Origin of the sequence: Pseudoalteromonas luteoviolacea (genome assembly GCF_001750165.1) — a bacterium.
GTDB lineage: Bacteria > Pseudomonadota > Gammaproteobacteria > Enterobacterales > Alteromonadaceae > Pseudoalteromonas > Pseudoalteromonas luteoviolacea_G.
Window position 1 is genome coordinate 109,186 of sequence record NZ_CP015411.1, and the last position, 22,221, is coordinate 131,406.

19 protein-coding genes are annotated in these 22,221 nt (G+C 43.0%); 6 read left to right on the forward strand and 13 right to left on the reverse strand.

The genetic code is table 11. The features are described from left to right. Positions 1–2 precede the first annotated feature (2 nt). The gene (locus tag S4054249_RS00445; RefSeq protein ID WP_046354278.1) at positions 3–1,412 is read right to left on the reverse strand and encodes a sensor domain-containing diguanylate cyclase; all 1,410 of its coding nucleotides are present in this window, start codon (positions 1,410–1,412) and stop codon (positions 3–5) included. A gap of 1,304 nt (positions 1,413–2,716) precedes the next feature. Between S4054249_RS00445 and S4054249_RS00450 the strand changes: the two genes are divergently transcribed. The 4 genes from S4054249_RS00450 to S4054249_RS00465 all read left to right on the forward strand — a co-directional run bounded on the left by S4054249_RS00450 (position 2,717) and on the right by S4054249_RS00465 (position 8,010). After that, positions 2,717–4,018, forward strand: a complete 1,302-nt coding sequence (locus S4054249_RS00450) for a GntP family permease (RefSeq protein ID WP_046354277.1) — start codon at positions 2,717–2,719, stop codon at positions 4,016–4,018. A gap of 118 nt (positions 4,019–4,136) precedes the next feature. Continuing rightward, complete coding sequence (locus tag S4054249_RS00455) at positions 4,137–4,925, forward strand: TIGR00266 family protein (RefSeq protein WP_046354276.1); 789 nt, start codon at positions 4,137–4,139, stop codon at positions 4,923–4,925. Positions 4,926–5,088: 163 nt separating this feature from the next. Further along, positions 5,089–7,176 carry an elongation factor G gene (fusA, locus tag S4054249_RS00460; RefSeq protein WP_046354275.1) on the forward strand — a complete coding sequence of 696 codons (2,088 nt, stop codon included), beginning with the start codon at positions 5,089–5,091 and terminating at the stop codon, positions 7,174–7,176. Between the two features lie 405 nt (positions 7,177–7,581). Next, positions 7,582–8,010, forward strand: a complete 429-nt coding sequence (locus tag S4054249_RS00465) for a hypothetical protein (protein ID WP_046354274.1) — start codon at positions 7,582–7,584, stop codon at positions 8,008–8,010. Positions 8,011–8,043: 33 nt separating this feature from the next. On the opposite strand, the gene hemB is transcribed toward S4054249_RS00465, so the two are convergent. The 11 genes from hemB to S4054249_RS00520 all read right to left on the reverse strand — a co-directional run bounded on the left by hemB (position 8,044) and on the right by S4054249_RS00520 (position 17,713). Next, on the reverse strand, positions 8,044–9,054 hold the full coding sequence (hemB, locus tag S4054249_RS00470; RefSeq protein ID WP_046354273.1) for a porphobilinogen synthase: 1,011 nt from the start codon (positions 9,052–9,054) through the stop codon (positions 8,044–8,046). Between the two features lies 1 nt (position 9,055). Beyond that, complete coding sequence (locus S4054249_RS00475) at positions 9,056–10,939, reverse strand: diguanylate cyclase (protein WP_046354272.1); 1,884 nt, start codon at positions 10,937–10,939, stop codon at positions 9,056–9,058. Then, a complete protein-coding gene (locus S4054249_RS00480) occupies positions 10,939–11,730 on the reverse strand; it encodes a TatD family hydrolase (RefSeq protein ID WP_046354271.1) in 792 nt (263 codons plus the stop codon). The genes S4054249_RS00475 and S4054249_RS00480 overlap by 1 nt, the downstream gene beginning before the upstream one ends. Further along, positions 11,731–12,225: a hypothetical protein gene (locus tag S4054249_RS00485; protein ID WP_052960833.1), complete on the reverse strand. Its 495-nt coding sequence runs from the start codon at positions 12,223–12,225 to the stop codon at positions 11,731–11,733. After that, positions 12,218–12,964 (reverse strand): twin-arginine translocase subunit TatC, encoded by a 747-nt coding sequence (gene tatC, locus S4054249_RS00490; RefSeq protein WP_046354270.1) that lies wholly within the window; start codon positions 12,962–12,964, stop codon positions 12,218–12,220. The genes S4054249_RS00485 and tatC overlap by 8 nt, the downstream gene beginning before the upstream one ends. Positions 12,965–12,988: 24 nt before the next feature. After that, a complete protein-coding gene (gene tatB / locus S4054249_RS00495) occupies positions 12,989–13,306 on the reverse strand; it encodes a Sec-independent protein translocase protein TatB (RefSeq protein WP_046354269.1) in 318 nt (105 codons plus the stop codon). A gap of 5 nt (positions 13,307–13,311) precedes the next feature. After that, a complete protein-coding gene (gene tatA / locus S4054249_RS00500) occupies positions 13,312–13,548 on the reverse strand; it encodes a Sec-independent protein translocase subunit TatA (protein WP_046354268.1) in 237 nt (78 codons plus the stop codon). Between the two features lie 63 nt (positions 13,549–13,611). Next, positions 13,612–15,225, reverse strand: a complete 1,614-nt coding sequence (gene ubiB / locus S4054249_RS00505) for a ubiquinone biosynthesis regulatory protein kinase UbiB (protein WP_046354267.1) — start codon at positions 15,223–15,225, stop codon at positions 13,612–13,614. A gap of 16 nt (positions 15,226–15,241) precedes the next feature. Beyond that, entirely contained in the window at positions 15,242–15,841 is a 600-nt protein-coding gene (locus S4054249_RS00510) for a ubiquinone biosynthesis accessory factor UbiJ (protein ID WP_046354266.1), read from the reverse strand. Between the two features lie 20 nt (positions 15,842–15,861). After that, the gene (gene ubiE, locus S4054249_RS00515; protein WP_046354265.1) at positions 15,862–16,617 is read right to left on the reverse strand and encodes a bifunctional demethylmenaquinone methyltransferase/2-methoxy-6-polyprenyl-1,4-benzoquinol methylase UbiE; all 756 of its coding nucleotides are present in this window, start codon (positions 16,615–16,617) and stop codon (positions 15,862–15,864) included. 106 nt (positions 16,618–16,723) lie between these two features. Further along, on the reverse strand, positions 16,724–17,713 hold the full coding sequence (locus S4054249_RS00520; protein ID WP_235611261.1) for a GGDEF domain-containing protein: 990 nt from the start codon (positions 17,711–17,713) through the stop codon (positions 16,724–16,726). A gap of 327 nt (positions 17,714–18,040) precedes the next feature. Between S4054249_RS00520 and S4054249_RS00525 the strand changes: the two genes are divergently transcribed. Continuing rightward, on the forward strand, positions 18,041–19,807 hold the full coding sequence (locus S4054249_RS00525; protein WP_419555197.1) for a DUF885 domain-containing protein: 1,767 nt from the start codon (positions 18,041–18,043) through the stop codon (positions 19,805–19,807). Positions 19,808–19,845: 38 nt separating this feature from the next. On the opposite strand, the gene mtnK is transcribed toward S4054249_RS00525, so the two are convergent. After that, positions 19,846–21,051 (reverse strand): S-methyl-5-thioribose kinase, encoded by a 1,206-nt coding sequence (gene mtnK, locus S4054249_RS00530; protein WP_046354262.1) that lies wholly within the window; start codon positions 21,049–21,051, stop codon positions 19,846–19,848. A 124-nt stretch (positions 21,052–21,175) separates the two neighbouring features. Between mtnK and mtnA the strand changes: the two genes are divergently transcribed. Continuing rightward, positions 21,176–22,183 carry an S-methyl-5-thioribose-1-phosphate isomerase gene (gene mtnA / locus S4054249_RS00535; RefSeq protein WP_046354261.1) on the forward strand — a complete coding sequence of 336 codons (1,008 nt, stop codon included), beginning with the start codon at positions 21,176–21,178 and terminating at the stop codon, positions 22,181–22,183. Positions 22,184–22,221: the final 38 nt, after the last annotated feature.

Here is a 22,221-nt window from a genome sequence, read left to right on the forward strand (position 1 = left end):
CATTAAGCGGCTTTTGCAAGCACTGAGCGATTGCGCCCAGTGCTTTTGGCGCTGTACAAAGCAGCGTCTGTGCGCTTCAACAATCCATCCTCAGATTCATCAATATGATATTGTGCAATACCAATACTGGCTGTGACTTTGACTTCACACTTACTGGCATTGAGCGCTTGGTGGATCTGCTCTGCCAGTTCATGACCTTGATTGAGCTCTGTTTTGGGAAGCAAAATCACAAACTCTTCACCACCCCAGCGACATACTGAACCGTGATTTTTGACGACTGATTTGCAAATATGTGCAACATGCTTGAGTACTTTATCACCGACTAGATGGCCGTGTTTGTCATTGACTTGTTTAAAGTGGTCTATATCTAGCATCATCATAACCAGTGGCTTGAATTGGTTGCGTGCTTTTTGTAGCTCAGATTGCAACCTTGGCTCAAATGCTTGTCGATTGTAGGTATTCGTTAGTTTATCAAATGTCGCCATCTTTTCGAGTCGCTTTTGATAGTGGTTAAAGGTGAGCTGAGCGCTAAATAAGATGACGCCAGTGATCACAACACCCATTAGCAAATTAATGTACAGGCTTTCTGATATCGAGTTATCTTGAGCAAGCGATTGCTCAACAATGAGGTACCAACCAAAGTGGTCTAAATAGCGAGAGTTGATAAATAGTGTTTTATCGTCTTGTTCTAAGCGTAATTTATAGGTTTGGTTGTCAAGTAATCTCGTGCCGTGATGACCAAATTTGTCACTCAATGAGTAGTCCGCAAACGTAGAATCGTTATAAAACAACAAGCGACCTTTATGATCAATAAAGTAGACTTTACGGTCGTAAGTATGTTGGTACTTATCAATAAGGCGTTTCAAATGAGCCAGTTTAATGCCTACGCCGGTGACTCCTTGCACTTGATTGTTTACGATTATTTTATGATTTACAAAGATGGTCGCTTGATGATCATCTCTTGGGTCCAAGTCCACATTGAGCGTATAAAGCGCGTCGTTGTCCATGGTGTCTTGGTACCAAGTGTCCTGATGGCTCAGCGTGGTGGTACTGCCATCATAGCGATAATAGGTTTTATCATGACTGGTAGCGAGAAAACTGGTTACCGCATCAAAATCTCTGCGTGTCTGTCTTAGATATTCAAATAAGAATGTTGTGTCTTTTTGTGGAGCAGTCAGCCAATGATGTAAAAACGTATTATTGGCCATCTGAGAAGAAATAATGATAGGCGCTTGGAGCTGCTTTTGCAGATCAGTATGAATTAAGTGGCTAGTTAGTGGCAGTGCGTCATTTTCAATGCCGCGAAATAAAGATTGCTTAGCAATGATTAAGCTAAACCAACTGGTAAAAATGAAGCCGGTTAAAAGAAGTACCGTTAAGATGAAGTTGTAGCGGTAACGTGTTTTTGTCATTGCACGGTGAGCTTAGAGTAAACAGGTACAAAATTTTATCAGTAGGGATAGGAGCAGACTATTACACGAGATTACAATTAATGTCTGAGGCGCAATGTTTTGGAGGCAATAAAAAAGGCCCTGTAAGGGCCTTTTAGGTTCATATCTACCGTCACCGATATGAGCAATGTAGCAAGTAAAATAGTAAGTTGGTTGTTAGTGAATCGCGTTAAGGGGCGTTAATGTTCATCACTGACAACCAGAAGCTGTTTGCGTGCGCCACACGTGTTTCTGGGTCGAGAAACAAAATCTGAGTACGTCAACAAAGTGAGTTAATCCGTCTTTGTTGAGATTGATTATCAGTTAGATTTAGATTGGTGTCAACACTTATTTGAAAATAATTCTCATTTAGTTTTAGTGGAGAGTGTTAAGAGAATTTACACGCATTTATGTCACCAATATTTCGAGCTTATAGGCTCAGGTTACACAGGTGACATTTTTTCGGAATACGGTTCAAAATTTGAATAGCTAGGGTGGGATTAAAGCAATAAAAAAGCCCGCAATTGCGGGCCTTTTTTGATCATATCTACCGTCACCGATATGAGCAATGTAGCAAGTAAAATAGTAAGTGGGTTGAGTGTGCTTTATTTAAGGGGCGTTAAGATAAAGCACATGCAACCTTGCATTTTTACGTGTGCATCACGTGTTTCAGGGTCTTGAAACAATTTAGCGTACTTAACAAGTTGAGCCGTCTACTCGACTTGTTGAGATTGATTATCAATTGTGTTTTGATCTATGTCAATACTTTTTTGAAAATAATTCTCATTTGCATGCGGGCGTAATTTGTAAGTGTGAATGTGTTTAGACTTTTTGACAATCTTCAACTTGATAAGTGAGCAACTGGCGGGCAGTAGAAATAGAAAAGCCCGCGGGTCGAGCGGGCTTTTGTGTTCATATCTACCGTCACTGATATGAGCAATGTAGCAAGTAAAATAGTCGGCTTTTACAAGTTGTTTTAGGGGCGTAAAACAACACGTTATTACCTAGCGTGTAACGTTCGCTCAACGTGTTTCAGGGTCGAGAAACAAAATTAGAGTACTTCAACAAAATAAACCGTCACTTACTTTGTTGAGATTGATTATCAATAACATTTGATTCAGTGTCAATACTTATTTGCAAATAATTCTCATTTAATTTAATGGTGTTTACTCCATAGGTAAACTGAGGCATTGCTTAGCCCCTATTTTTGAGTGCGCTAAGGCACTTTATTTCCTGATCTTTTCGGCGTATAACAGTTACATAAAAATAACAAAAGAGGTGGTTAAATGGTCAGTACATTGGGGTTGATCGGTGCATTGGCAGCATTGATTTGGCTGACTTTACGGGGTATGAATCTATTTATTGCTGCGCCATTATGTGCATTATTGGTCGCACTTAGCAGCGATATTGCGATATTTAATGGCATCAATGACAGTAACTTTGTTTCAATTTATATGTCCGGATTCAGTGGCTTTATCCAAGCTTGGTTCTTTATGTTTTTGTTGGGGTCATTGTTTGGTAAATTTATGGAAGATACGGGCGCTGCCGATGCCATAGCGCGATACATTACCGACAAAATAGGGATGAAACATGCTGTATTTGCCATTGTATTGGCCTGCGCTTTACTGACTTATGGTGGGGTGAGTGTCTTTATTGTGGCATTTTCCGTTTATCCAATGGCGCTGAGTTTATTTAAGGATGCAAATCTGCCTCGGCGTTTTATCCCTGCGGTACTGGCTTTTGGTTCTGTGACATTTACCATGACCTCGGCGGGCTCCCCTGAAATACAAAACTGGATCCCGATAAAATACTTGGGTACCTCTCCTTATGCGGCGTGGCAAGAAAGCTTGATTGTCGCCGTATTTATGGCTGTTTTGGGCTACTTTTTCCTTGTTAAAATGATTAAAAAGGCCATCGATAATGGCGAGTCATTTGAAGCGAGAGTGGGCGACCCTATCGAGGATAAACGGCATTTACCCCACCCAATTACAGGCCTGTTGCCGTTACTCGTGGTGCTGAGTTTGTCATTCCTATTACATGAACAGCTTCAGCAAAGTGCGTTAATTGTTGCCTTGCTCGGTGGCGTCATATCTATTTTTATCATTAATTTTAAGTACTTTAAAAGTTTATCTCAGGCCATTAATCTCGGCACAACAGGGGCATTGGTGGCTATTGGCAATACAGCTGCGGTCGTCGGCTTTGGTGCCGTCGCAAAAGGCACGCCAGCGTTTCAAGAGGCTGTGGCTTTAATGACCTCTATCCCTGGTAATGAGCTGCTTGGCGCTGCAATTGCGGTGAGTGTCATTGCCGCATTAACGGGGTCTGCTTCTGGTGGGCAAGCGATTGCATTGCCTTTGGTTGCGCCTCATTACTTAGATTTGGGTGTCGATGAAAACCAGCTGCATCGTGTTGTTGCTATTAGTTCGGGTGCATTGGACACCTTGCCACACAATGGTTATGTCGTGACAACGGTGCGGGCTATTTGTGGCGAGAAACATCATGATGCATATTGGCCATTGGCAGTATTGACGGTATGTGTTCCTTTATTAGGAGTTGCTTTGATCTTGGGGTTATTTATTTGGTTTTAATCGATGTTATCAATGGATGCGCAGTTGTCATGCAAAATTCATTGCGTTGTACTAACTTTGACAGACAAATAGGGCTGTGAAGGCACGGCAGTTTGGGCACATAAAAGGAGAATAAAATATGCATTGTCATGAAATTGACTACGAAATCATTGGCGAATCTATGCAGATGGTTGAAATTGAACTGGATCCCAATGAAACGGTTATCGCAGAAGCGGGCGCGATGAACTATATGCAGGACGGCATTAGTTTTGAAGCAAAAATGGGTGACGGTTCTGATGTAGAACAAGGCTTTATGGGCAAATTATTCAGCGCAGGCAAGCGTTTAATTAGTGGCGAGTCGTTGTTTATGACGCACTTCACCAATGAAGGCATGGGTAAAAAGCGCGTGGCATTTGCAGCACCTTTTCCGGGTTCTATTTTAGCGTTGGATATGGCGACATTAGGCCAATCTGTTTATTTACAGAAAGATTCATTTTTATGTGCTGCACTGGGCACCAAAGTGGATATTGCCTTTCAGCGCAAACTCGGCGCGGGATTTTTTGGTGGAGAAGGGTTCATATTAGAGCATCTACAGGGCGATGGAATGGCATTTGCCCATGCAGGTGGCACTGTGGTTGAAAAGCAACTGAATGGTGAAACACTGCGCGTCGATACCGGCTGTGTGGTTGGGTTCAGCGAAGGCATTGAATTTGATATTGAGCGAGTGAAAGGCCTGAAAAGTATGTTTTTTGGCGGTGAAGGGCTCTTTTTAGCGACGTTAAAAGGCCATGGTACGGTGTGGATCCAAAGCTTGCCATTCTCTAGATTAGCTGATCGTGTCCTTGAACATGCACCAAAACAGGGCGGTAGCAGGCAGGGCGAAGGCTCTGTATTAGGCAGTGTTGGCGATATCATTGATGGTGATTAAGGCTAAAAATGGCTTATTTAATGCAGTTCAACAATGCAATATCACAGCGAATGCGTTTTAATTGCAAATTGGCTGCATTTTAATCGACTTCAAGGATGATGTTCGCCTAAAGAGGTGATATACTCCCGCCGAATAATTTTTCTACTTTAAATAGAGTAAAACAATGGCAGATTTATCGAAATACAGAAACATTGGTATTTTCGCGCACGTTGATGCGGGTAAAACTACGACCACTGAGCGTATTCTTAAGCTTACTGGTAAGATTCACAAAACTGGTGAAGTACACGATGGTGAGTCAACTACTGACTTCATGGAACAGGAAGCAGAGCGTGGTATTACTATCCAGTCAGCAGCTGTTACTTGTGAGTGGAAAGGCCACCGTTTAAACGTTATCGATACTCCTGGACACGTTGACTTCACAGTTGAAGTATACCGTTCACTTAAAGTTCTTGACGGCGGTATCGGTGTATTCTGTGGTTCTGGTGGTGTTGAGCCTCAGTCAGAAACTAACTGGCGTTATGCTAACGAATCAGAAGTTGCACGTTGTATCTTCGTAAACAAACTAGACCGTATGGGTGCTGACTTCTACCGCGTAGTAGGTCAAGTAGAGAAAGTACTTGGCGCAAACCCACTAGTTATGACTCTTCCTATCGGTATCGAAGATCAGTTCACAGGTGTTGTTGACGTACTAACGAAAAAAGCATACATCTGGGACGAGACTGGCCTTCCAGAAAACTACGAAATCACTGACGTTCCAGCTGACATGGTTGAGAAAGTTGAAGAGTACCATGAGATGCTAGTTGAGTCTGCTGTTGAGCAAGACGACGACCTAATGGAAGCATACATGGAAGGTGAAACTCCTTCACTAGAGCAAATCAAAGCTTGTATCCGTAAAGGTACACGTGACCTTGCTTTCTTCCCAACTTTCTGTGGTTCTGCATTCAAAAACAAAGGTATGCAGCTAGTACTAGACGCAGTTGTTGATTACCTACCGTCTCCAACTGAAGTTGACCCTCAGCCTCTAACTGATCCTGAAACTGGTGAGCCTACTGGTGACGTTGCGACAGTTGACGCAGAAGAGCCACTTAAAGCGCTTGCGTTCAAAATCATGGACGACCGTTTCGGTGCACTTACGTTCATCCGTATCTACGCAGGTCGCATGAAGAAAGGTGACACGATCCTTAACTCTGCAACTGGTAAAACTGAGCGTATCGGCCGTATGGTTGAGATGCAAGCAGACGAGCGTAACGAACTTACTGAAGCACAAGCTGGTGACATCATCGCAGTTGTAGGTATGAAGAACGTTCAAACTGGTCACACGCTATGTGATCCTAAGCACGAATGTACTCTAGAAGCGATGATCTTCCCTGATCCGGTAATCTCTATCGCTGTTGCACCTAAAGATAAAGGTGGTAACGAGAAGATGGGTATCGCTATCGGTAAGATGGTTGCAGAAGATCCGTCATTCCAGGTTGAGACTGACGAAGATTCAGGTGAAACTATCCTTAAAGGTATGGGTGAGCTTCACCTAGACATCAAGGTAGACATCCTTAAGCGTACTTACGGCGTTGAGCTAGTTGTTGGTCAGCCTCAGGTTGCTTACCGTGAAACTATCACGCAAGAAGTTGAAGACAGCTACACGCACAAGAAGCAGTCTGGTGGTTCTGGTCAGTTCGGTAAGATCGACTACCGTATCAAGCCAGGTGAAGTTGGTTCTGGTTTCACGTTCTCATCTTCAGTTGTTGGTGGTAACGTACCTAAAGAATTCTGGCCTGCAGTTGAGAAAGGCTTCAAGTCAATGATGGAAGAAGGTGTTCTAGCTGGCTTCCCTGTACTAGACGTTGAAGTTGAGCTATTCGACGGTGGTTTCCACGCAGTTGACTCATCAGCAATCGCTTTCGAAATCGCTGCTAAAGGCGCTTTCCGTCAGTCTATCCCTAAAGCGGGTGCACAACTTCTTGAGCCAATCATGAAAGTTGACGTGTTCACGCCAGATGACAACGTAGGTGACGTAATCGGTGACCTTAACCGTCGTCGTGGTATGATCAAAGACCAAGAAGCTGGCGCAATGGGCGTTCGTATCAAGGGTGAAGTACCTTTATCTGAAATGTTCGGATACATTGGTCACCTACGTACTATCACGTCTGGTCGTGGTCAGTTCTCAATGGAATTCTCTCACTATGCACCATGTCCGCAAAACGTTGCTGACGCGGTAATCGCTGCTGAGAAAGAAAAGAAAGCTGCTAAGTAATTAGCTCATTACTTTCTTTTTGAAAAAACCGCCTTAGGGCGGTTTTTTTATGTGTATTCATAATCTGTGTCATAAGAGGATAAATACAACTTTCACCCTACCAGAACGCTATTTTATGAATTTTTTTATTTGTAAAATGTAAACAATTGTATCAAACAAATTCTCACTCTTTTGGGTTGTTTTTTGTCCATAAAGCACATCTTTTTTACGTAATTTATTAATATATCTATGTTTCTAACAAGTCAAATTATCTAATGTAATCCAAATTGAGAGAATTAAGCTTGCACAGAAATAAACGATTGTTGAAAAAACCAGAGGGAGATCTTGATTTAGGAACAAAGCGAATTTATCATGCTCCATTCTTAGTCCTTTAGTAGGTGAATTGAGTAAAATTTGGAGGTACTCATGAAGACAATCAACTTACAAGTTAATTGGTACGTTTATTCATTGCAGCTGATTGCATCAGTTTTGCTTTACATTGTGTTATTGCACTCTGGGTTTGACATTATTGCGAAAGTAGCCGGCGGTTCAGGCGCAGTTGTGACAATGATCTCTTTAATTTCCTCAATTCTAGGGAAGAAATACGTACACATTGATAAAGCTGGATTTAGTTATCGCAGCTGGTCACCACAGGTAAATTATTTACATAGCGATGAAATTTCGGTGCTAAAAGTAACGAAGCTGCTGGGAGCATATGTCGTTTCTGTCGAAATCAACGCGAATAAGCAGATTGCATTTCCATATTGGTTGGCGAATTTAGAAGATGTACAAAAAGCGGCAAAAGAATTTAATTGCCCGCTCATTGGCGCAATAGAATCAGAAGTTAAAGCTTAATAAAAAAAGCGCCTCAGGCGCTTTTTTTATTGACTATTTTTCGTTGAGCCAGATTGCGACCTGTTTGGCAAAGTAAGTTAAAATTCCGTCTGCACCCGCGCGTTTAAATGCTAAAAGAGACTCCATAACGACTGGTTTTTCAGCGAGCCAACCATTATCAATAGCTGCTTTATGCATAGCATATTCACCACTGACCTGATAAGCAAAAGTTGGTACGCCAAACTCATCTTTTACACGTTTGACCACATCCAAGTAGGGCATACCTGGTTTGACCATGACCATATCAGCGCCTTCTTGTAAGTCTAAAGCGACTTCTCGTATTGCTTCATCTGAATTTGCTGGGTCCATTTGATAGGTTTTTTTATCAGCGCCTTTTAAATTGCCTGCAGAGCCAACCGCATCTCTAAATGGGCCGTAATAGCTAGAAGCGTACTTTGCAGAGTAGGCCATAATACGTGTATGAATATGACCGGCTTCCTCTAACGCATCGCGAATGGCTCCAATACGGCCATCCATCATATCTGAAGGCGCAATAACGTCTGCACCTGCATCTGCATGTGATAGCGCTTGTTTGATAAGAATCTCTGTAGTGATGTCATTCATCACGTAGCCTGTTTCGTCTATGATGCCGTCCTGACCATGCACAGTGAATGGATCTAGTGCAACATCAGTGATCACACCTAACTCAGGACAGGCTGCTTTAAGTGCTCTGACAGTGCGTTGTGCAAGCCCATCAGGGTTGTAGGCTTCTTCAGCCATTAAGGACTTTTGCTCTGCTGGTGTGACAGGGAAGATGGCGATAGCAGGAACCCCTAACGCAGCAAGCTGCTTTGCTTCTTCTACGAGCAAGTCAACTGACAGCCTTTCGATACCCGGCATCGAAGGGATGGGTTCACGACAGTTTGCGCCCTCTAAAACAAAAACAGGATAAATTAGATCGGCGACAGTCAATGTGTTTTCACTCATAAGACGGCGTGAAAAGTTGTCGCGGCGCATGCGTCGCATACGAGTATATGGAAATAGATCTAGTCCTGATTGAGCCACATTAAGTCTCCTGCGTGTGTTGATAAATACATACCCGATTTCGACCTGTTTGCTTTGCTTCGTATAAAGCTTTATCGGCGAAGTCGGTAAATAGGGTTGGGTTTCGTGTATCTTGAGCGACTGCGCTGTAGAGCCCAGCACTGGTGGTAAATTGGATACTCTGATCAGCAATACTAACTACGCAACTAGCTGTCGCTTCACGGATCTGTTCAGCCAATTCTTGTGCACCTTGCACACTGGTGTTGGGTAGCAAAATGACGAACTCTTCCCCACCATAACGAAAGACCTCATCATGGGGGCGCTTTAAATGCTTACTAATGGTGTTGGCAAAAGCACAAATGGTTTGATCGCCTGCTAGGTGTCCATATACATCATTTACACGTTTAAAATGGTCAATATCCAGCATGATGACACTCAGTGTAGTTTGCTCTCTACGTGAGCGTCTGACTTCCATCATAAGGCGTTTGTCGAAGTAGCGTCGATTTTTAACCTTAGTTAACGGGTCTTCCATATTAAGCCGTTCTAATTCTCGATTTTTTTCTTCTAGCTCACGCAGAGTAACTTGCAGTTCAAAAGTGCGCTCATCAATACTGCTTTCTAGGTCTTGATGTGCTTGCTCTTGAATAATCAGTTTCTCTTTTAGCAATGCGTCTTCGGCGCGTGTTTTTGCGAGTTTTTGTTCTTGCTGTTTTATATGGCTCTCTCGCTCAAATATATACTGTTTGGCCAGCGCATAGCTAATATAAGCACATACGAATAGTGCACAAATATAGGTGACTGGCCGTTCTAGTAACGCACCAGATAGCAAACCAAGCTCAAAACCTAATTGGTAACATAAAGATATCATTAAACACAGGTAAACAGTGACGGCGAGTAACTTTTGGCTGAGTTTTTCTAACGAAGCTTTGATTGTGATCACAAAGAAGTAAACAACAGCGATGATGGCAGAAACATAAGCGACTTTTAATGCCAATGTGATTGGTAGCAAGGTGCATAAAAGTGTAATACCTAACCCACTTACAAGTAGATACTTTAATCCTGTGTCAACATGAGGGGCGGTGCTGATCGGTAATATACCGCTGCGTAAAATGGGGACTATCGCTAAGGTAGAGAGCAGAACGAGCAGGCTTTGTCCGTATTGTTGCATCCATTGCCAGTCTGCATAGAGATAGCGATATCCAAAACCATATAAGTGCACCAATAAAAGCCACACGCTCAATAGCAGTAAAGTGCCATGCAAAAAGTATTTGCGTCGCGTAAAGGTGTACATGGTGAAATTAGTCGCAATCATCGCAAGTACAAAACCTGCCAAGATGCCATATATGAGGTTAAATTTGCTTTTGTATTTTAAATATTCTACAGGGTGCCAAAGGCTGAGTGGGATATTGAGTGCCCCGTGATGCTTCACTTTCAAATAAACAGTGGTTTGTCGTTTTCCTGGTAACTCCAAAGGAATAAGCTGCGATTCATGCTTTATTGGCCGCTGCATTAAAGGGCGGCTATCACCTAAGTCTAGTGTCAAGATAGCGTGATCAGGCTGCATAATATAGGCTGTGATGCTATCGAGCAGATTATTGTTGACGCTGAGCAAAAGAGGGAGCTCAATTAGACTGTCGTTGCGTAAGACAATTTTAATCCACACTTGCTGCTCAACTTCGCCTAAGTTGAGATCGCCAGAACCGTGATAATGCCATTTGGGGTTGTCATTGAGCAATGCTTGAATATTTTCTTGAGCCGTTACTGTATAGCTAAATGGCAGAGAAGCTTGGTGCCTAAACTGGGCTTGTAGTTCAAAAACATGAGGGGTTGGCCCAAGGTCATTAGCGATATTAGCGAGCGCCGAATAGGTATTGAATAACAGTGCAAACAATAACCATAACTTCATCAAGTATTACTCTGTGGCTTTGCCATAAATAGTGCGTTGAAATTATTGCGGCTATACATTGCAATGGATTCACTGTCAGTATGCTTTAACGAAGCAATTTGCTCAGCGACGGCGGGTAAATAAGCTGGCTCATTGCGTCGAGATTTAGGTTTGGGTGATAGGGTCCGTGGCAATAAATAAGGTGCGTCAGTTTCAATAAGCAGTCTATCGTTTGGAATATATTTAATTAACTCACGTAATTGTTGACCGCGCCTTTCATCACACACCCAACCAGTAATACCAATCATTAAACCGTAATCGAGATAAAACTTAAGTGCTTGCTGGTCTCCCGTAAAGCAATGTAAAACACCGTTGAGTTGATGCTCTGATAACAACCCTTTCATACGATCATGTGCATCTCGTTCATGAATGTAAGCTGGCATATTGAGTTGTTGAGCGAGTGCAAATTGTGCACTGCATACACGTTCTTGTGTATCTCGAGGCGAAAAGTCGCGATTAAAATCCAAACCACACTCGCCAATTGCCACTACTTGAGGTGAGCTGGCCAATGTCGTGATGTGCGCAACGAAGTCGTCAGGGGCGTCTTTGGCGTCATGGGGGTGAATGCCTGCGGTGCTCACTAATTGATAGGTTTGCGCCAGAGCAAGGCTTTCATTGCTCGAGGCGAGGTCACACCCTATTAAAAGCATATTACAGATATGTTGTGATTTGGCGCGTAAGATGACGTCAGCTCTGTCTTTATCAAATTGAGAGCTAGTTAAATTGACACCTGCATCAATCATTGTTTGCATTTATTTTATTCTTTTTACACGTATTGTTCTGTTTGAGCCTGATTTGCTCATTAAAAAAGAGTTAAATGAGCCACGTTTAATCGTCACTGTATCATCTTGTTTTGCAAAAAAAGCGCCGCTGCCTATTTGCTTCCATACTTGTGTGTTTGAAAGCTCAAAAGTGCGCACGCCATGGGCTGATTTAGTGAGCTTTATGATTGTAGCTTCCATATTGTCGACGCGTTGCTCGTTTTGTATGGTTTTATTTTCTATGCCAAAACGTGCTTGCTGTTGTTCTGCGCTGAGTGCCACATTTGCCGTGGGCAACGCAGCAATCGGATGCTTTTGAGCATCAGGCTGTTTTGCTTGGTATTGGGCTAAAGCTTGGTCATAACACTGTAGGCGCTTTTGATCGACGGAAATATCTTGGCACGCAGTCAGTTGTGCCAGTGCAGTGTCTTGAGCGTGGGCTGAAAGTGAGATACTCAGAGCAAGTAAAGTGAGCCACTTATTCATTATTCATTTCCTGTTGTTGAGACTTTTTGCTGTAGATAGCGGCCAGAATAATGCCAATTTCAAATAATAATAACATGGGTACGGCAAGCAGTGTTTGTGACAGCACATCAGGGGGAGTTAAAAACATTGCCACGACAAAGACACCAACAACAATGTAAGGCCTTTTTTCTTTTAGGCTTTGTGTTGTTGTCACACCACTCCAACACAGCAGCATAATCGCAACGGGGATTTCAAATGCAACACCAAATGCGAAAAACAACTTGAGGATAAAGGCAAGGTAGCTACTAATATCCGGAGAGAGAGTCATCATATCTGGGCCAACCGCAGTAAAAAAGCCCAGAATAATTGGCATCACCACAAAATAGCAAAAGGCGATACCTGCGTAAAATAGGATGATACTAGAGAACAGTATTGGCATCAGCATACGTTTTTCATGCTGATATAAGCCCGGTGCTAAAAATCCCCAAACTTGATGTAAGATAAATGGAATTGCCAAAAATAACGCGACGAACAGGGTCAGTTTAAACGGCGCAAAAAACGGTGCCGTCACATCTGTGGCTATCATGGTGGCATTTTCCGGTAAACTCAACACCAATGGGTTTGCGACAAATGCATAAATATCATTCGCAAAATAGACTAAGGATAAAAAAATAATCAATACGCTAAGGAGGGCTTTTATCAGCCTGTCTCTGAGTTCAATCAGGTGGCCTATAAATCCACTTTGCTCCGGCTCTGACATGAATATTCCTGTTACTTCTTGGGACTAATCTTTTTTCGACTGCTGAACGGTCACGTCAGGTTGATAGCTATGGCGGACAGACTCCGCCGCTTTTTTTAGCTCATCTACGGACTCTTGCAGCTCTGGTGCTAAGTTTTGCATGTTCTGCTGCTCGGCTTTTTTTAAATTGGCATGGAGTTCATGTACCCGCAGCTCCTCGTTGACTTCAGCTTTGACTGAGTTGGCAACTGATTTTACGGTTCTGATCCAGCGACTCACAGTTCGAATTGCCACCGGCAAGCGCTCTGGTCCCAATACGATTAAGCCGACAATCAATATGACGACGAGCTCCCACATGCCCATGTAAACTATACCTTTTCTTTGTCAGTTTCGGTGCTGCTTGATTTGTTTTGAGTTTGATTCTGAATCGCGTCTTTTGGCTTGCTAGCGTCGTTGTTATCTTCATCTGACATGGCTTTTTTAAACCCTTTAACAGCGTTACCAAGATCGCCACCCATACCACGCAGCTTTTTCGTGCCAAAAAGCAAAACAATGATTGCTAGAACAATCAATAATTGCCAGATACTAATTCCACCTAATCCCATAACGACTCCGTTTACGTGTTATTTGTAAATACTGATTTGATTATACGCCCCGCGTATAAAATATCACCCTGTTTTACGCCATGCGCAAATAAATAGCAAGCATGCAAATAGCGCGCTTCCTAGGCTTGCCCCGCTTAACTCTGCGATAAAACACAAGCCTGCTATTATGGCAAAGGTTGAAGCTGCCATGCCGAGTAGAATACTCTGCATAGTTTGCTTGCTGACCGAGGTGTTAGATGTGGGAGGTCGATGGTGCTGACGTTTTAGATTTTGATAAATTAAATCAGGGAGTTCAGGCATTTTTTCTGCCCAAAAAGGGAGATTTTGATAAAGCTTTTTAGCTACTGCGAGCGGACCAACTTGTTCTTGCACCCAATGCTCTAAAAATGGCTTTGCAGTTTGCCAAAGATCTAACTGAGGATATAGCTGACGGCCAAGCCCTTCAACATAGAGTAATGTTTTTTGCAATAAAACGAGTTGTGGTTGAACTTCCATATTAAAACGTCTTGCCGTATTAAATAAGTTGACGAGCACATGGCCAAATGAAATCTCGGCAAGAGGTTTGTTAAAAATAGGTTCACATACGGTGCGGATCGCAAATTCAAACTCTTCAACACAGGTATCTGCGGGTACCCAGCCAGAATCTACATGTAGCTGAGCAACTTGGCGGTAGTCACGGTTGAAAAATGCAATAAAGTTTTCTGCTAAATATCGCTTATCTTCTCGATTTAAGGTGCCGACGATACCGCAATCAATTCCGATATACTGCGGGTTTTCAGGGTGTTCGTAGGAGACAAAAATATTGCCTGGGTGCATGTCCGCATGAAAAAAGCTGTCTCTAAATACCTGCGTGAAAAAAACTTCTACTCCACGTTCAGCGAGCAGCTTCATGTCCGTGCCCTGTGCTTCAAGCGTCTGAGTATCCGAGACCGGAATGCCATAAATTCGCTCCATAACTAACACGTTTTGTCTAGAGTGGTCGCTATAAACTTCAGGAATATATAAGGCTTCGGAGCCTTCAAAATTACGCCTAAGTTGAATCGCGTTGGCTCCTTCGCGCATTAAGTCAAGTTCGTCGAGTAACGTTTTGCGGTATTCACGGACGACTTCAACAGGCCTTAATCGGCGGCTTTCACTGACCAGGCCTGCCAATATTTTGGCAAATTGTTCCATCAGAGATAAATCAGCCAGTATTTGCTTTTCTATGTCCGGACGGATCACTTTGACAACGACATCTTTCAAACCTTGTTCAGTTTGTAGCTGTGCGGTATGGACTTGGGCAATAGAAGCCGAAGCCAAAGGCTGTTGCTCGAAATGTTCGAATAGCGCACTGATATGTTCTAAGTCTAGCGCTTGTTCTATTAATTTCTGAGCTTGTTCACCATCAAATGGGGCAACGTTATCCTGCAGTTGTGCCAGTTCTTGGGCCATGTCGTGAGGCAATAAATCTCGGCGAGTAGATAGCATTTGTCCAAATTTTATCCACACTGGTCCCAAAGTTTGTAATGCCAGACGTAATCGCGCACCTTCTGATTTATCTTGGTTTTTGTTAGGTAGCCAAAATAGGCTTTTGCGCAGGTATTTTGCATACCAAGGCTGTAAGTGCTGAGGCAGCAGTTCATCTAAGCCATAATTAAGAAATGTTTTACCAATTTGATATAGGCGAGCGATGGACAATTCCTGCTCCTTAAAGTCAGTCAGTTAGTGTATTAATGCGTTGTTCAAGCGCAGCTAATTGCGATGAAAGGGCTCTAGTTTGGGCTTTAAACTGCTGCAGTTCCAGCGGGTGAATCGCGACATTCAGCTCATCCTGGCACAGTTGCGTCACTACTTGCTGATATGATTTTTTATGCTGTTGAGCTTTATTGCTGCACTGCTTTGCACTACTCACAAAGTGCTCAGCGCCAGCATCACCAAGGTAACGAGATAAGTGCTCTGCCCAATCTATATCTAGATTGCCGAATGCTTTGCTGTAAAGCTGTGCAAGGTGGAGGTCTCCTTCCAAATCCAATTGTCCATTGCGGATCAATCGCGTCAATTGACTCGGGTCTTTTAATTCACCTATGCAATCTAGAGAGGTTGTGATGTGACAATCTGCATCATCATGATAGCTGCCATATACGAAGCAGTATTCACCATTATAGTGAAGCGCACAGGATAAGTTTAAATCGGTTAATGTTAGTGCCAGTACTTTGTGTGCACCACCTTGCAGATCCGCAGCAAGATTAGGCTCAAGTGTTAATAGGCGATTTATAGCTTGCTCGGCAATGGCCGTTAAAACAGATATCCACATAAACTTACCCTTTACTTGTATCAGTACTTGAACCCTCTATGCAGCGCTACAATGCCGCCAGTAAAGTTTTGATAGCTGGTTTGCTCAAACCCTGCGTTTTCCATCATGCCTTTTAAAGTTTCTTGGTCAGGGTGCATACGGATTGATTCCGCTAAGTAGCGGTATGACTCACTGTCATTAGCCACAATTTTTCCGACATTTGGCAAGATGTTAAATGAGTAGAAGTCATAGAGTTTAGATAACGCTTCGTTATCCGTTTTAGAGAATTCTAACACCAACAGTCGACCACCAGGTTTTAGAACTCGGTACATTGACCGCAGTGCTTCGTCTTTGTCTGTGACGTTACGTAATCCAAATGCAATTGTGATGACATCTAGGCTGTTGTCTGGAAATGGCAGTGCTTGGGCGTTCATTTGCACATATTCTATGTTACTTACCAAGCCCAAATCACGCAGCTTATCGCGGCCAACTTTTAGCATTGAATCATTGATATCGCCGAGAATTACTTGCCCTGTATCACCAACTAGCTGACTAAATTTAGCTGTTAAATCACCGGTACCACCTGCCAAGTCCAATACTCGGTGACCTTTTCTCACACCTGCACACGCCACTGTTTGGCGTTTCCAAAGGCGATGAATGCCAAAGGATAAAAAGTCATTCATGATGTCATATTTAGCGGCGACAGAGTGAAAAACATCTGCAACCAAAGACTCTTTTTGAGTGGATTCTACGGTTTTATAACCAAAGTGGGTGGTATCGTGATTTTCTTCTTTCATGTTGGCCTTGGTGACACAGTTTAGATGGGTATAGTGTACTTGATTGCGACACTTGGGTGCAATTTATAGTGGCCGTAATTCGTAATTATTTGTCTTAAAACAAAGACTATATCGCCCCTGAAATGTAGCAGTCACGTCCCAGTGCATGGGCTTTCTGTGCCGCAAAAGCGGCTTGAGTCGCCAATTCATTGAAGTCTCGTTCGCTTTGTCTTTTTGCGATGCCAATGGCGAGTTGCACCTCAGGAAATTGTACATTGCCTTTATTACTAATGAATTTGAGTTTTTCGACACCTTTGCGGATTTTTGCGGCGATCACTTTCGCTGTTTCCGGCTCAATATCTGCAAGTAAGATGGTAAACTCTTGTTTACCTGTCCGCCCAGGAACCCCGCTCTCTAACACATATTTTTTGATTTTAGTGGCAATACGCTGCAGGACCGTTTCACCAATGATATCGCCAAACCTAGCACTAAAGTCACTGAGATTATCGACTTGAATAGAAATGGCACATAGGGTTTTATCTTGGTCTAGCCAAAGTTGTGTTTTTTGGTTTAGATAGTGCCGTTTGTACAAGCCTGTGTGTGGATCAATCAAACGTTGTTTGCGGATCTTATTTAGTACCATGTATTGCTGGCTTTGTGTTGCTCGGGCTTTTTGTAAACTGTGTTTAAAGCGCTGTTGTTGTTCCAGATAGCGTTCTGTTTGTTGCATGAGCTCAACAAGTGCTTTTTTACTTTTTGCTATATCTTGAGAGTCTAGTTCACTGCGACATTTGCGAATGCTCTGGGTAAACTTTGCGATACTTTGCTGCGATCGGGATGAAGACGTTGAAAGCTCATCAATGACGTTATCGACTTGTTTTAAGACTGCAAGCTCTTCTTGATGTTCAGTATAGATAAACTCAAAGTAAAGCTGTTCGATATAAACGTTATCAATGGCGACATTATTACGTAAGTCACGCTCTAGTCGTGTCGTGAGGGGCTCGTTACTGCGGCTGATAAAAGTGTATGCGACTTGATAGTTAAGCGGTGTAGGTGGTAGCGCGTGTAGTTCCAAAAAATGACATACTTTAGTCATTTTTTCTTGGGCTATGGCCATTGGGTCATGGAACGTCATCTACTTTTTTACCACACATTAAAGTTAAATATGAAGCCTTAACGTCCTTTGGCACAAGTCATGATTTCATCCTATCTGAAGTCCCGCTACATTAATCGTAATTTTGACTTTTTGAAAGTAAAATTTGCCCTTTTAATGGCAAAAAGTTACCCATTTTATGCTATTAGGCGAATTTATCAGCAACTTTGTCCTTTGTGCATGTGGCGGAGTAATGATGATCGCATTTGAACGATGTTTGGTCGATTATACTTGCATATAGATAAGCGCCTTCGTTATGGTGCATACCCCAGCGAAAGTTAAGGAATCTCAGTGTTGAACGCCGTTTTTAAACCGTTAAGTGCAATTGCATTGGTACTCAGTTTGTCTGCGTGCCAGATGACCCAGAATAATCCAGATCAGGCCTTTGTGTCGTTATCACAGCAAGTCATGGCCTTTCGTGCTGACATTAGTACCAGTCATATCAAGTCGCCAGACGAACCTTATTTATTGCCTGATATGTCTCCAGAGAACTTAGCGAGCGAAAATCAGCGTCGTTTAGCCTTGCTGGATAAGTTTGATGCGATAGACAAGACACGGTTAAGTGCAGAGAATCAAATTAACTTCGCTATTTTACGAGCACAGGTGCAAGATAAAGTCGATAAATATCACTTTAAACACCATTATGTGCCACTGTTATCTGAATCCGGCTTTCATACGCGCATGTCTTTTAGGATCCGAGAGCATGACTTTTCTACGGAGCTCGGTTATCAATCATTGATAGCTCAGATTAAGCAGTTGCCAAGGTATTTTGCTCAGCAAATGGATTGGATGCGAAAAGGTATGGCTATCGGTTTAACTCAGCCTCAAGTGGTGCTCAAAGGCTTTGAATCATCGATTGAAGCTTATATAGCGGTAGATGATGTTGAGCGCTCACCGTTTTATGCACCGTTTAAAACGAATCAGGCGGGTATGTCAGATGAAGCTTTTGCTGCGCTTCAGCAGCAAGCTAAGCAAGCGATTGTCAATTATGCTAACCCTGCTTATCAAAGTTACTTAGACTTTTTTGTCAATGAATACCGACCAAACGCGAAACAAGACATTGCATGGTCGAGTACGCCAAATGGTGCAGAGTTTTATGTCAATCGCGCCAAGCATTTCACCACAACAGATATGACGCCGAAGCAAATTCATGAATTGGGATTGAAAGAAGTTGCGCGTATTCGCAGTGAAATGAATACCATCATTGAGAAGTTAGGCTTTGAAGGCTCGTTCGCTGAATTTGTGGAGTTTTTACGTACCGATCCACAGTTTTATGCGCAGACGCCAGAAGAACTGTTAAAAGAGGCGTCATTCATTGCAAAGCAGATGGATGCTAAATTACCTCAACTTTTCCATGTTTCCACATTACCTAGAGTGCCATATGGTGTTGCTCCAGTACCTGATAGCATTGCGCCTAAATATACTACCGGAAGATACTTAGGTCCGTCGAAGGATACCGACCCTGGTTATTATTGGGTGAATACCTATGCGCTCGATAAAAGGCCGCTCTATGTTTTAGAAGCGCTCACTTTGCATGAAGGGGTACCGGGTCATCATTTACAGATCTCAATGAATGATGAGTTGGCTCATTTACCCGAGTATCGCAATGAATATATTTCAGCATTTGGCGAAGGTTGGGGGTTATATGCGGAATATCTGGGTTTAGAGGCGGGCTTCTATCAAGACCCATACAGTAACTTTGGTAGACTGACCTATGAAATGTGGCGTGCTGCGCGTTTAGTGGTGGACACGGGCATGCATATGTTTGGTTGGAGTCGCGAACAAGCAATGCAATTTATGCAGGATAATACAGCGTTATCATTACACAATGTGAAAACTGAGACTGATCGTTACATTTCTTGGCCTGGCCAAGCCTTGTCGTACAAAATTGGTGAGCTGACTATCAGACGTTTGCGTGCAAAGGCTGAGAGAGCGTTAGGTGAAAAGTTTGAAATTCGAGATTTTCACCGTGAAGTGCTGAGAAATGGCTCAGTTCCCTTGTTTGTACTGGAAGCACACATTGAGGAGTACATAGCGCAAACATTATCGCAGCAGTAATCGCGATTTATCAGGCCGCCAAGTGCGGCCTGATAATATTAATGCGCAAAGCTGATAATAAGCTGATAAAAGTCATCGGTTGAACGACAGCTTTTTGCATTTAAAATCAGCTGCTCACCGAGCAACAGCGTCTGTTTTTGCACTGCTAAGCGTTTCTCGTCATCTTTAATGTCATCAATATCAGCAACATGTGCCAAACCGATTGTGCGACGGATCAATTCAGTGCCGCAATACCCCACCGCATCTTGCAAGACTTCCTGCAAAAATTGCTCGGCATAACCGGGCGCCTGTAATGCTAAATCGCGAGTATCTGCTTTGGCTAAGGTTAACCAGTGCTGTTCAAATGCCTGTAAGCAAGTAGAGATGGTGCTCAATAAGTAAGACTGCACATCCCTTCGTTTGGGTGTTTCGATGATACGACCATTTTGCGCGCAGTAGTTAAGTAATAAGTTGCCAATAAATGAACCTAAATCGAAGCCAATGGGGCCGAAAAAGCCGAACTCTGGGTCGATAAACTTGGTTGCTTGTGCTGAAACAAACAGGCTACCTGTGTGGACATCACCATGCAACAGGGTCTGCGGCGAAGAATAGAATTTACTTTTTAGCTTAGCAACGTTTATCAATAAGGTTTTGTTTTCACGCAGTAGAGATACTTGCTCTTCTAGCGCCACTGGATAATGGTTGCGTTCATGCGCTCGATAGGGGTCATCAAAAAATAAATCTTCAGTGATGGCGCAGAGTTCAGGGTTTGTAAACTCTTGAACGAGCGCTTTTTTATCTGCTGCAGACAAGTAAAAATCTGAGTAATAAAAGCTGGTTTTGGCGAGGTACGTGGCTACATGTGTACCAAGATGTTTGAACGTATTATTTTGATTTAACTCACCACGCAAAATGGCCATATCACCTAAGTCTTCTAAAATAGTGACCGCCAGTTCACTGTTGTGATGGAGCACTTTTGCAGTCAGCTCTGGGCATATTGCTCCGTGCTTTTGTAATACGCTGGCTTCAATTCTGGCTCTATCCAATGTCAGTGGCCAGCTTTCACCTACACAGCGAGCATAGGGCAGCGCTTGCTTTAAAATGATGCTACGCTGTTCATTTGCATCTTGAATGCGAAAAACTAAATTGAGATTCCCATCCCCAAACTCATAGCAAGATAATACGGCATCTGCTGGAAAGAATTGACCCAGTTCTTGGACGTAACTTAAGGCCGTGTCGTTATTAAAGGCAACGTATTTGCTCACTGTTATTCACCAAAAATTAAAGTAACTTTTAGCATTCTATATTTTTAAATGTTTAGATGTCTATACATCTTTAGATCTTTATGTAGAATGAACAGTAATTACAACTGTACACTCCTTAATCAAAATGAAAGATCTAATCGCGCAAAGTTTGAAATATCAAGATGGTAAAGTGCAGGTACTTGATCAGTATTTGTTGCCGCATCAAGAAGTCTGGCATGTATGCCAAACGGTCAGTGAGATGCAGAGCTTAATAAACAATCTTCAAGTACGGGGTGCGCCTTTAATTGGCCTAGCGGCGACTTTGTTGGTTGCATATCTCGCCGAACAAGGTGCCTCACAGCAAGTGTTATATAAGGCCATAGATGATTTAGAGGCCACGCGACCTACTGCTGTCAACCTTAAGCATTGCATGGATCGATTGAGAGCCGTCGTCAGTGGTGACCAATATACAGAGCATGTTGTGGCGGTTGCTGAAACTCTTTTTGAAGAAGATATTGCGTTATGCGCGCGCATTGCGGAACATGGCGTTGAGCTGGTTGAAGCTGGTGATAACATTTTAACTCATTGCAACACGGGAGCGTTGGCCACCGCTGGTATTGGCACTGCACTTGGTGTGATTTACCAAGCGATGCAGCGCTATGGTGATATTCATGTTTGGGTAGATGAAACGCGTCCTTTATTGCAAGGTGGGCGTTTAACTGCGTATGAGCTGGCGCGCTGGCAGATCCCTTATACTGTGCTGTGTGACAGTATGGCCGCGTCTTTAATGGCAGCGGGTAAGGTCGACAAGATTTTTGTTGGTGCAGATAGAGTTGCGGCAAACGGCGATTTTGCAAATAAGGTGGGTACTTATAATTTAGCCGTTTTAGCGCATTTTCATAAAATACCATTTTATGTTGTGGCACCAAAAACGACCTTTGATCCTCAGTGTGCAAGTGGGCAAGATATTGAAATTGAACAGCGTAGTGCGCTTGAAGTGACAGGGGTGAGCGGCAGTTTTGGGGAATGCCAATGGGCGCCTGTGCAGGCAAAGGTGTATAACCCCGCTTTTGATGTAACACCAGCCAAATTAGTGACTGGATGGGTTTTTGACAGTGGTGTATATCATACTCCTCACTTTCTGACACTTTAATTAACTCAATATACTCCATATTCAATGCTGAAATTGAT